This window comes from Shewanella sp. 8A (assembly GCF_023475945.1).
In the GTDB taxonomy this organism is placed as follows: domain Bacteria; phylum Pseudomonadota; class Gammaproteobacteria; order Enterobacterales; family Shewanellaceae; genus Shewanella; species Shewanella xiamenensis.
The window spans coordinates 112,567-124,296 of sequence record NZ_JAMDJP010000003.1 but is presented as its reverse complement, the minus strand read 5'-3'; the positions used below and the strand labels follow the sequence as shown (position 1 = coordinate 124,296).

The 11,730-nt window shown below is 46.2% G+C and carries 12 protein-coding genes; all 12 read right to left on the bottom strand.

Going from position 1 to position 11,730, the window contains the following annotated elements; translation table 11 throughout:
- Nucleotides 1-58: 58 nt before the first annotated feature.
- Complete coding sequence (locus M0413_RS03350; RefSeq protein WP_249553181.1) at nucleotides 59-643, bottom strand: Maf family protein; 585 nt, start codon at nucleotides 641-643, stop codon at nucleotides 59-61.
- 2 nt (nucleotides 644-645) lie between these two features.
- Nucleotides 646-1,134 (bottom strand): rod shape-determining protein MreD, encoded by a 489-nt coding sequence (gene mreD / locus M0413_RS03345; RefSeq protein ID WP_037422445.1) that lies wholly within the window; start codon nucleotides 1,132-1,134, stop codon nucleotides 646-648.
- A complete protein-coding gene (gene mreC / locus M0413_RS03340; protein WP_037422442.1) occupies nucleotides 1,134-2,162 on the bottom strand; it encodes a rod shape-determining protein MreC in 1,029 nt (342 codons plus the stop codon). The genes mreD and mreC overlap by 1 nt, the downstream gene beginning before the upstream one ends.
- A 44-nt stretch (nucleotides 2,163-2,206) precedes the next feature.
- Complete coding sequence (locus M0413_RS03335; RefSeq protein ID WP_007651015.1) at nucleotides 2,207-3,256, bottom strand: rod shape-determining protein; 1,050 nt, start codon at nucleotides 3,254-3,256, stop codon at nucleotides 2,207-2,209.
- 339 nt (nucleotides 3,257-3,595) lie between these two features.
- Entirely contained in the window at nucleotides 3,596-7,363 is a 3,768-nt protein-coding gene (locus M0413_RS03330) for a DUF6701 domain-containing protein (protein ID WP_249553180.1), read from the bottom strand.
- On the bottom strand, nucleotides 7,356-7,811 hold the full coding sequence (locus tag M0413_RS03325; RefSeq protein ID WP_249553179.1) for an MSHA biogenesis protein MshP: 456 nt from the start codon (nucleotides 7,809-7,811) through the stop codon (nucleotides 7,356-7,358). The genes M0413_RS03330 and M0413_RS03325 overlap by 8 nt, the downstream gene beginning before the upstream one ends.
- Entirely contained in the window at nucleotides 7,801-8,649 is an 849-nt protein-coding gene (locus M0413_RS03320; RefSeq protein ID WP_172589617.1) for a PilW family protein, read from the bottom strand. Before M0413_RS03320 ends, M0413_RS03325 begins: the two co-directional genes overlap by 11 nt.
- Nucleotides 8,649-9,203 carry a type IV pilus modification PilV family protein gene (locus M0413_RS03315; protein WP_241406259.1) on the bottom strand — a complete coding sequence of 185 codons (555 nt, stop codon included), beginning with the start codon at nucleotides 9,201-9,203 and terminating at the stop codon, nucleotides 8,649-8,651. The genes M0413_RS03320 and M0413_RS03315 overlap by 1 nt, the downstream gene beginning before the upstream one ends.
- Nucleotides 9,193-9,681 (bottom strand): prepilin-type N-terminal cleavage/methylation domain-containing protein, encoded by a 489-nt coding sequence (locus tag M0413_RS03310; RefSeq protein ID WP_241406260.1) that lies wholly within the window; start codon nucleotides 9,679-9,681, stop codon nucleotides 9,193-9,195. The genes M0413_RS03315 and M0413_RS03310 overlap by 11 nt, the downstream gene beginning before the upstream one ends.
- Before the next feature lie 250 nt (nucleotides 9,682-9,931).
- Nucleotides 9,932-10,447: a type II secretion system protein gene (locus tag M0413_RS03305; protein ID WP_241406261.1), complete on the bottom strand. Its 516-nt coding sequence runs from the start codon at nucleotides 10,445-10,447 to the stop codon at nucleotides 9,932-9,934.
- A 70-nt stretch (nucleotides 10,448-10,517) separates the two neighbouring features.
- Nucleotides 10,518-11,135, bottom strand: coding sequence for a pilus assembly FimT family protein (locus M0413_RS03300; protein ID WP_023266932.1), 618 nt, complete (start codon nucleotides 11,133-11,135; stop codon nucleotides 10,518-10,520).
- Between the two features lie 75 nt (nucleotides 11,136-11,210).
- A complete protein-coding gene (locus tag M0413_RS03295) occupies nucleotides 11,211-11,708 on the bottom strand; it encodes an MSHA biogenesis protein MshF (RefSeq protein ID WP_172589024.1) in 498 nt (165 codons plus the stop codon).
- Between the last annotated feature and the right edge of the window lie 22 nt (nucleotides 11,709-11,730).

Here is an 11,730-nt window from a genome sequence, read left to right as displayed (position 1 = left end):
CATTAGGGAAATTAAATTAATCTCAGTATGTTCTAAGCCTGAAAACCAATACCGCAGACTAGATAATGCCCGCCTCAGATAAGAGTTGGCGAGTTTCGACTAATGGCAAACCGACAACACAGGAGTAACTACCATCAATTGACTCGACAAAACAGCCACCTAATCCTTGGATCCCATAGCTGCCCGCTTTATCCATGGGCTCTAGTGAGGCAACATAGGCATCGATATCTGCATCAGAAAGCACACAAAAACGCACTAAGGTTTCAACTAAACGCACTGCGGTATGATTGACACTTGCTAAGGCGACGGCAGTCATTACTGTGTGCACCTTGCCAGAAAGCGCACGCAGTACCCGCTTGGCATCGGCCTCATCAACTGGCTTACCTAATATTTCATTTTCAAGCACCACGATAGTATCAGAACCTAATACAGCAGGCTGTGACATACCTGAGCATAATGCAAGCCCAGCCTGGGCCTTTTCAGCCGCAAGGCGCTGAACATAATCCCGTGGTAACTCTCCTGTCTTCGGAGTTTCGTCAATATCTGGTGCTACTTGCGCAAACGTAAAATCAGCCCGTCCGAATCCAATATGAGTCAGTAATTCTTTCCGGCGCGGCGATGTCGAGGCTAAAACTAAATTCACAACTAACGAACCTTATAATGACGTCGAATGCGACGTAAAATCCAAAAAATCCAAGGCCAAAAAACGAGGCCCGATAGTGCAGGCAAAAACAGTTCAGAGTGGAATGTTGCACCATCCATCACAAACTCAACCCAATAAACAATGAGGTGATAGATAGCAATTAACAGCATTATGACCAGCGACTGTTGCCATTTCGGGAAGTTACGTAAACGCTGACAATGTAAAATAGCAATATAAATCACCAACGACATTGCCAAAGAGCGAACACCTAAAGTCGCGCCCAAGAGAATATCAAGGGCTAAGCCCATAACCCAAGCCGTCAGAATGTTATATCTGTGGGGCAACGCAATGGACCAATAGATCAAAATCATCAGTAACCAATCAGGACGCCAGGCCTCAACAATTACTGGCAGTGGCATAATTTGGCTTAAGAGCCCAACAAATAGGGTTAGCCAAACCGCGATGCGTCCATTAGCAGCTTGTAAACTCATTAGTGCACCTCTGCTGGCGGTTGGGTAGTAGCAGCGTTAGATGCCCCATTAGCGTTACTGGATGCTGCATTGGGATTACTGGGTACCACATTGACATTTGTGCCCTGAGTACCGCCTTGAGTCGTTGGCGTTCCATTACTGGTATCAGGCTTAACGTCTTGTGCAGGATGATCTGCGGCCGGTACTGGCACTTGATTAGGCAGTGTCACACCCGAATCTGGCGATGGCCAAATTAACAGGAGATAACGAATACGGTCGAGTGCCGCCAGTGGCTGAGCCGTGACTCGCGCATAACTTTGGCCATCTTCGGTAAAGACTTCCACTACCCGCGCAACCGGATACCCTTCAGGGAAGCGGTTACCTAAGCCAGAAGTGACCAGTAGGTCGCCCACACGAATATCGGTACTCTTGGCAACATGGCGTAACTCAATTTCATCAAGTTCCCCCGTCCCGTTGGCGACAAGGCGCACATCATTACGGGTAATCCGAACGGGTAAGCCATGGGACACATCAGACAGTAGTAACACTCGGCTAGTCATCTCACTGACCTGCACAACTTGCCCCACCACACCTTGCGCATCCACAACAGGCTGACCAACAAAGACGCCACTGCGGGAACCTCGGTTTAAAACCACATAATGATGGGAAGGATCGCTGGCAACCTCCATGACCTCTGCAACCATCTTGAGAGAATCCTGATAGGCAGGCGAACCTAGCAAGGCGCGTAAACGTTCGTTTTCCTGACGTAAATGCTCGAAACGCTGTAAGCGTTCACTCATTAATAATTGTTGCCTTAACAGCTCTTTATTTTGCAATGCCAACATATTGCGGGTCGCAAAACTCTCAGAAGACCAATCGAGGATCGCACTGGGGACACTCGCGAGGTATTGAATAGGGCTTAAAGCGGATGAAAGGGATTCACGGGCAGGCTCAAGGCGGTGATTTGCCGCAAGCAAAATCACCGACAGAATAATTGCCAGTGTTAAACGGAACTGGTTCGAAATACCACGAACAAAAATTGGCTTCATAGGAAAGCTAAGGCGGTGATTAGCCGCCCTATACCGAAGTTAGATTAGGTTTCTTCGGAGAACAGATCGCCGCCGTGCATATCAATCATTTCAAGGGCTTTACCACCACCGCGCGCTACGCAGGTCAATGGATCATCTGCCACCATGACTGGAATTCCCGTTTCTTGCATCAATAAACGGTCTAAATCACGCAATAAGGCGCCACCACCGGTTAACACCATGCCGCGCTCAGAGATATCAGAAGCTAATTCTGGTGGTGATTGCTCTAGTGCCACCATAACCGCACTCACAATGCCCGATAATGGTTCTTGCAACGCTTCTAAAATTTCGTTGCTGTTGAGCGTAAAGCTACGAGGTACACCTTCGGCCAAATTACGACCACGGACTTCAATCTCTAATACTTCATCACCTGGATAAGCAGTACCGATAGTGTGTTTGATACGCTCAGCGGTCGCTTCACCAATCAAACTACCGTAATTACGGCGAACATAATTGATGATGGCATCATCAAACTTGTCACCGCCAATACGCACAGAAGAAGAATATACCACACCATTCAAGGAGATAATGGCAACTTCAGTGGTACCACCACCGATATCAACAACCATTGAACCTGTGGCTTCAGACACAGGTAAACCAGCACCGATAGCCGCGGCCATTGGTTCTTCAATCAAATACACTTCACGGGCACCCGCGCCCATGGCTGACTCGCGGATCGCACGGCGTTCAACTTGCGTTGCGCCAACGGGAACACAGACTAAAACACGTGGGCTTGGGCGAAAAAAGCTGTTGTTATGCACTTGCTTAATAAAGTGCTGCAACATTTTCTCTGTCACATAAAAGTCTGCAATCACACCGTCTTTCATTGGACGGATTGCTTGAATATTGCCAGGAGTACGGCCTAACATCTGTTTAGCTTCTGTACCTACAGCCGCTACAGATTTCTGACCAGAGCTGTTACGCTCGCCACGTATAGCAACAACTGAAGGCTCATTGAGGACGATGCCTTCATCACGAACATAAATTAAGGTGTTAGCTGTACCCAAATCGATCGATAGATCATTAGAAAAAATGCCACGCAGCTTCTTGAACATGTAACTAGCCTGTATTCTGTGGAGTCAGAAGAAAAGAAAAATCAGCTAACTTTATCAATGCCACCCTGATTCCACAAGACCGTTGAGGTTAACAATCGCTAATGGAGTGATTTTTTTTCAAATAGACCACTCAAAAACACTATTTAATCGATAAACGCGCCTTATTGAACAAAAATCAAACAACCCAAAACCCCATTTAATACAAGCTGGCAACATGCGTAAAACCTGTATCTTGCATTTTAGCCTTAGCATGATGCTTTGAGTTCATGCAACAAAACGCATCGCATAACGATAAATCACTACGGACTAATTCCAATTCAGCAAAATCGATCTACCCCACTAATTAACTTCTCGCCAGTAGATGATTCTGTCATGACCACGGTAACGCCCAAAAAATGCACTCGCACGGGGATCGGATAAGCTGGTTGGAGACACCCCATTCCAGTTCCAATACCATTCTAACCAAGTCGGTACCTCTAAAGGTGCGGTCACTTGACCGCGATATAAGTTGCCACTAGAGGTGAGGGCTCGCCACAGCAAATCAAATTGCCCCACTTGAAATGCTGAAGTAGCGCCAGTGCGAGTAATACTCTGCCCCGTGGCTAAATCCGGGTCAAAGTTATAACCCAGCCCTGTATTATCCACCTGCGAACCTAGGCCATAGGTGGCAATCGTGCAGCTATCATTCCCATTTATAACCCAACTAGTGCCATTCCAATACTCAGCTCTTGTCGGCATTTTAAGGATTTCAGTCTCTGGGCCATAGGTGTTATCCATCACCACTCGGCCGTGGCGTAGGGTTTGAGTGGTGATTTTCTTAGCATTACAGTTAGTGCAATTACCCGTGGTTGCCGCATCCATATCGGGCGAGGCCACATAGCTGTAAAGTCCATTTGGCCGAGGATCGTTATCCATCAACTGCACGCCAATATCGAGCAGCTCGAAGGGACCGTCTTGATAAAGATTCGTCGTCACATTTGGGGTTACTCGGTTTAAATAAGCGCGATAAGTACCATCGACCATCGCCACACCCTGACTCCAACTATCAATCTTTACAGGCAAGGCACTTAAGCGACTCTGTAAATCGACACCATTGTTATTGTTTTCTCCGACCAATTTCGCGGTTGCGAGGGAGAATGGTGGGAAATAGTTTTGTGTCACCGCGCCGCCGATATTCAAGGCTTTGATGCTCATTGACATGGGAAAAGGTTGATCCATATAACTAAAACTGCCACAGGCAGGTAAGACAGAAACGTCTCCCACTAAAAATCTATCGGGCACAAAGCGACCAATATTGGCTGAATAGCCAATCGGAATATTCAAACTACTGGCTGAGCCAAGATAATTAGGACTCGCCTGCGCCGTAATTTGAAATACGCCAACTTCGCTAATACTTTGATTACTGATGGTGTTGAGATTATTAGTTTGCGCGGTATGGCTATAGGAAGTGACGCCTAACACCCCATCATGGCCACCACTGGCGATACTTGGTGCCACAACTTTACTGATAAGCTTCATGGCTTGGTCGCTAAAGTTAGGAGTTGATAAGTTGCCCGAACAAAAATCCGTATCGCCATCTTTTTCCCAAGCCATAGCTTGTATTGTCATACCGAAATTCTGCCCCGCTTTACGGTAAGCATTACAGCTCATATCCGCACTTGGACAGCTAGCACTGGCATCCACGGCTTTGACACATAATCCTGCCGGCACACTGACAAACTGATCGGAGCCTGTCATGACTAGACCTTGTTCATTACCACTACCAATATATTGCGCATCGAGCTGTAATTTACCCGCATCGGGATAATTCACCGCAATATTTGCTTGTCCGTTCGTATCAAATAACAGACTCAGCGCCGTTGGCGAGGCGCTCGAGCTACTAATTGCCGTATTGTTGATCGTGACGGCTTTCGGCGAGATAGGCGCACTTGGGGTCTGATAACTGCTCCAGAAATTCAGCGTCTTAGTCTGACTTTGGAAGCTTGGAACACACTGCTGAGTCACATCAGATTTTTTCACAGCCTTAACTACTACCTGCTCGGGGCGATTCGCACGCTTATCAGGCACATCGAAGACAAAACCACTGTCGGCAAAGGTGAGTGAACAGTTGTTTTCACTCAGGCCACCATTTCCGATACGGCAAAGGGTTTTACTTAAAGGTTTGGTTGTCGGGCTCGAACCTTTTACACCTAAAGTCACAATGCCAGCAGTATTGCGCCGTAATTGTAATTGCGTAGTACCCCCACTAAAGCTCACCTGATTACCACCAATCCATACGCCTTCGGAGGCGAATTCAGGTAGCAAGGTCGCCGTCAAAGGGTCAGTAAAAAGCTGGCTACAACTGGCGTTTGCACAGGCTCGAATTGTCACAGTTTCGGGATTACAGGTTAACCCCTGACCCGTATGGTCAAACTCAAAATGATCGATTTGCGCGCCAATAGGATTAGATTTCAACGCACAAATCTGAACGTTATCAATTTCATGGTTGTTATTCGAGCCACCGGTTGACCCTGTAAGCGAGAGTAAGAAATCACTCGGTGTTGCCGCTTGTCCCGTTTGCGCGATGGCATTAAAAGCGGGAATTAAGGTGACAAATCCCGAACCCGTATTACGTTCAATCTTCACCATCGACTGACCGGATACCTGCGAGTCGATAGTGATTTTATATCTATGTGCTGGTGACACATTGTTGCCATCGACCGTGGGAGATAAACAGTTACCACTGGTATTGGTCGTGCCATTATTACAAGTCCCACGCAAATAACGGTAACCGGATGTGCCTGAACCAGAACCGCGAACAGCAACTGACTGACGCCGTTGTCCCGAAAGATTTATGCTCCCGCCTTCACCGGAAAAGTTGCCAAACTCATCGATCCCAATACCTAGCCAGCCCCCCGCAAATCCGCTAATACCGGGCTTGAATCCATAACCTAAGGGACCACCAAAGGCACCAGGCTGGGGAGTGATCGCGGCATCAGATAACACTAACGCAATACCGTCGGCACCATTGCCACCATAGGCATAATGATCAAACTGGATCTCCACTAAGTTTGCCGCGGCAGGGAATAATCGTTGATAGGTCGATGCGGTGGATTGATTAGATGAAGCTTCAGTTAAGCGTAAACGGCCACTACGAATCGATGGCGTAAAAGTGCCGCTACTGCGGGAAACGACCCAGTCACTGCTTAATGCACTTTGGGAAAAAGTATCATTAAAGCATTGTAAGACAGGTGCACCGGCATCATAAATCACCTTACTATTGCTGCCTAGGGTGACGTTTTTAGCACTGAGTCTACCTACCAATACCGCACTATTGAGTAACGTCGCATTATCGGCGACATAGTAGCTACCTTGAATCTGAGCGTTACTTTGTACTTCTAGCCTATTGCCTACGTATACATCAACAGAGGTGGGCGCATTAAAAACTGATGAGAGAGCAATGGTAAAATTACCTTTAATATACAGTTTGGTATCGCCTGTACCCACTATATTTAACGTACCTGAATTCAGGTTAAGATCGCCATCAATAATATAAGTTTTACCAGCCTTTAAGGTCATGGTCGCTGCATTATAAAACGTCAGATCTTTTATAACATATGTTGAATAAGCATCAGATACGGTGACATTACCGCCTGTATTAATCGTTAATGTACCTATATCCCAACGACTACTATTAAATCGTTGACCATAACCCGCTGTCGTTCCAAGCTCTACAGAAGGCGTTGTCCAATTGGCTACAGTATTGGTTGCAGAGGTAGAGCTACTGACAAAAGTGGGTGCTGCCCTTGCCAAACTGGGAGTCCCCGAAATCTGACACCTCCCTATACCACAAGCATTCGCATTCATTTCATGGTAATTTTTTACCGTTTTAAAGCAAACATCTAAAACATTATAATTTTCAATGAGCGCACCGCTTTGCATATAGAGTTCGCCGGTACTACTAAAACTCTGTATTGGCCCAGGAAATACACTATTGCAATCAATTGCAGCATAAGTTGGCGATGAGGTAAGAATAAAAAATATAAGCAGTAAATTAGACGATAAGCCACGCATATAATGAGTTTGAAAACGTAGTGCCAAGTTTAATATCATCAAAAGTCTAACCACGGGCTTCTACCTCTACTTGACGGCTCACACGAGTATCACCACTCTCACACACCGCTTTACTATTGATCCGATATTGAGTGACAGCGCCAACTGCATAGGATGTGCAGCTTAAACTGACGCTACAGGCATGAAAGCCCACCACATCGGGCGGCGTCCAAGAGTTTGCAACACTGGTACAAGTCGCCGTAGCGTTGGCAGGCGCATTCAATGGGAATAATTGCGCTAATGCGGCATCGGCACCGCTATTCGCCGCGGCTAAAGCCCGGGTTCCCCACACCTCTTGAGTTAATCCGCTATCGGCATCTTCGACTATGTTGATTAAGGCGGCGGCCAATAGAAACATCACGGTAATAACAAAAATACCGATGACTAAGGCGCTACCTGCTTGGCGCCGAACCGAAGACTGACAATACTCTGAGCGCGATAGGCTAACTAAGTTAGGGGACATTGATCACCTGCACTTGATGTCGATATTGAAATGTCTCGCCGTTGACATTAAACCGTGGTTGTAGGTGCACCATCGCATTATTAACTAGGCTCGACGGCGTTAAAATCAACGGTAAATCGGCGTTATTACTCAACACATTAGCCACGCTCTGTGCCATTAGCACGCCCGAACTCATATCCGAAGGTGTTGGCTGGCTGGCATTCAACCCATAGCCAGTATAACGCGTTAAGGTTAACTCATTGCCCGATGAGGCTTTCTCAAAGCAATAACTCACAGGTGCTGAAGCAAAATAGATCCGCTGCCGCGGAGAGGCTTCGGCAAACCTCGTATTGGCCGTAAAGGTTAAGGTCACTTGGTTTGCGGCGCTGCTAACGGTGTTAATCTGTGCGCGTTTTTGTCTCGCGCTGTTATACACATCACTATCGGTTAAAGGATAAATCCACACATATTGGTTCGCTGCAATCTTACTGGTCAGATTATCTAAAATCACAGTGCCCGTTAGCGCTGCTGTACTCGGCGCAATCGGCATTGCTAAATAGGTGGTACTCGTCTCAATAGGGACAAATTCAACACACTGATAGGTTAAGCCATTACCATTGAGTCGCACACTATTAGGCACTGCGCTACGCAGCTCGCGGGTCATACGCTCAATGGCAAAGCGGCTTTGGCTTAGCACTTGATCGACCGAACTCGACTCCACAAAAATCCGCGTGCCGAAAATAATAAAGCTACTCACCCCGACCACTAGAATGCCTAAGATCAGGATCACAGTGACCATTTCAACTAAGGTAAAACCCTTTGCGCATAAATGCTTACGCTTCATTGATAAAGAGCGCATTAGTAATTGCTCCTTACCAAATTGTAAGTGATCACTTCGTTATCTGGCGTGGTGACATTAATGGTCACTAACTTGGTATTAGACGCTGGCCCAAAGGCGACAGTGACACTTAGTTGATAGTTGGGATAGGCCTCTGCATAAGTTTGGCTGGAATTGAGCATTGTGGCGTGTTGGGTTAAGCCGTGATAGTCATCCACATCGTTAAAATCGTTGCGTCCCTCTCCCGCCTCTGGCCCTAAGACGGCCGAGCAACTACTGCCTAATGGACTCCCGCAAGCCGGCACTCCGCCATTGGCATTGGTGTTTTGATCATAACGTTTGCCCCAAATCTCATTCATTACAGAATGGGCAAGCTCGGCACTTTTTACTCGGTGTAAAGTTTTGGCGGCGCGATCCGCCTGCGGAAATAACATGCTACTGAGCATCACAATAGCGATGGCAATGACTAACATGCCGACCACTAATTCGATTAAAGTAAACCCTTGTTGTGGTTTAGCTTTTGAGGATGCTTTTATTGATGTACTTATCGAAAACAGCCGAGGGTTAATTCGCATAAATATAGCCCTCGCTGGAGATATTAATCGCCACAGTGTCATTGGCAATCACATTGATACATGGCCCATTACACGCAAGCGACGCTCGACCATTGATATCAAAATCAAGATAAAAGCTCTTGGCATTGTTACTGATAAGAGCTAACTGCGCGCCACCTTGAAAAGCTTGGCTGGATAAAGGGTTAGGAGATAAAGGCGTGCCCGTACAACCAGTGCTATCGCGACTGGCAAACTGACTCACTTGATAGCCTGTCGCTGAAACGACTACGCGGTAACATCTATCGGTATTATTTAAGGCTTTTTGCTGAACCTGGCGCAGCTCGGCCATAAACTCATTACGCAAGCTAAAGGCACTGTAGGATGACTGGCTAAATAAGCGCGGCAATACCGTCACCGACAAAATCCCAATCAGGATAATAGTGGTCACAAGTTCGACTAAGGTAAACCCAAACTGTCTGCCGGTGGAAAATCTACGCATTGTCCGCTTTGCCGTGATGCTAGGTTCTAGGTTCTAGGTTCTAGGTTCTAGGTTCTAGGTTCTAGGTTCTAGGTTCTAGGTTCTAGGTTCTAGGTTCTAGGTTCAGTTTCTGCCAACTTGATTCGTAAGGCAAATATTTCACCTAAACAAAAGAAATAATTAACAAATTCATTTTATTACAGCCAACACTCCGATAGATAGCTGACCTAAAAAAAAGGCCTGCTAGGCAGGCCTTCTTCAGTAATTCAAATTAACAACCGCTATCTGTAATTACATACTTAGGCAGTTCACCTGGGGTGGCTGGATTTGCTGAAGTATTAGCCGCTTTTGCTTCTGTATAAGTTAAAAAACAATTTGCAGGTGCGCCATGTTGATAAATCTTAGCAGTACCCGGTGTACCAGCTGTTGGATCTATAATCCAATCTGCAGTAACAGGCTGAGGATCAGCTTTAGCGTCAAAAGTAATATCCATACCAGCTTCTAATGAAGCTTTTGTTGCCAGCATATAACCATCAAGAATTGCGATTGTTCCAGTGTCTCCCAACGAAAAGGTTGGTTGTGATCCCTTTTCTTTACCAGCTAATGCCGCTTTAGAAAACACTAAACTATTTGCACCTTGAATTGCACCTTTTAGACCTTGTAATGCAGACGCACGCGCATCACCTTGCAGATTAATAAACTTAGGTGCTGCTGTGACAGCAAGAATACCTAAGATAATGATCACTACGACTAATTCGATTAAGGTAAAACCTTGTTGTCTTTTCATATAAAACTACCCTTTTTTGAGAACCAATTAACTAAAACTAATTAAAAGATAAACCAATTAAAACATTAAATTAAGGCGTAAATGGTGTTTGAGTGAAACTTAATACTTTGCCTGTACCTGGATTATAAACCACGCCTTTAGCGCCTGTGGTTGATAAATCTGGTGCTGGAGTTGGCACACCTGTATTTTGGTTTAACACCAGAGAGGCCACTTGGTGATAAACACATAAATCCAAACCGCTCACTGCTGTACCCGCAATTGAATTAGTACTGCCACCCGCACCATCGATAACGCGTACGGTATAACGTTGATTTCGCGCATCTTGCGAATAGAGCACATTACGCGGCGCACTTTGCAATACCGTATTGAATACCTGTTGACAGCTTGCATCCGTCATCGCCGTTGCATCGGTACCAGAGGTACCCGTTGGATAGCCAAAACGTGGGTCGAGTGAAACAGAAGTACCATCTAAGATCACACTGCTATTTTGGCGACCATCGACTTCCCATTGTGAACGCACAAAACTCACTGCTGTAGATAAACCACCCGCCACACCGTCCACACTGGCATCTTCAGCATCATCGGTGACGTTTAAAAAACGTGGGATTGCCGTTGCCGCTAACAGACCCAAAATGACGATCACTATGACCAGTTCAATCAATGAAAAACCATTTTGTTTAGTCTTCATTAGTTTCCCCCTACTTGATGAAAGTCCATTCTAACAGCTAAATCAGTTTATAAAAGCCCGTTACTTAACAATATTTTAGGAGTTCGTCAAAAAAATGACCCTGCCAGAGTTTAGTTGATAGCCAATACTATCCCCATTTTGTGAGCGATAACGGCAGCTATTATCCTTGAGAAAATAGCTACCAATGAGGGAGTTATCCGCCGCCTCCTGCCCCATGAGTTGCCACCATAAGGCTTGGCAACCTTGGTCACTAAGTTCGGTCGGTTGCGGCCATCCCTGCGCGCTCATGATCACCAGCGTTTGCTGCTCATTATGAGTGTTTTGCTCATTAAACACTTCCCAATCTAGTCGCATTTGTTGTGGTTTGCCAAGGGATAGCCACTGGGAGCGCACCATAGCCAACACATTTAAGAAGCGACTATGTTCGACCTCCACACTTCGGGCGGCAAGTTGTGGCATAGCGGTAAAATATTTAACCCCAATCACCGCGAGAATAATCAGCACCAAGGTCAAGCTAACGAGCCGCCCATAAACCCGTAACAGATTGCTTTCAGCCTTCTGTTGGCTCTGCATCTATTTGACCCTAATTGAGTTA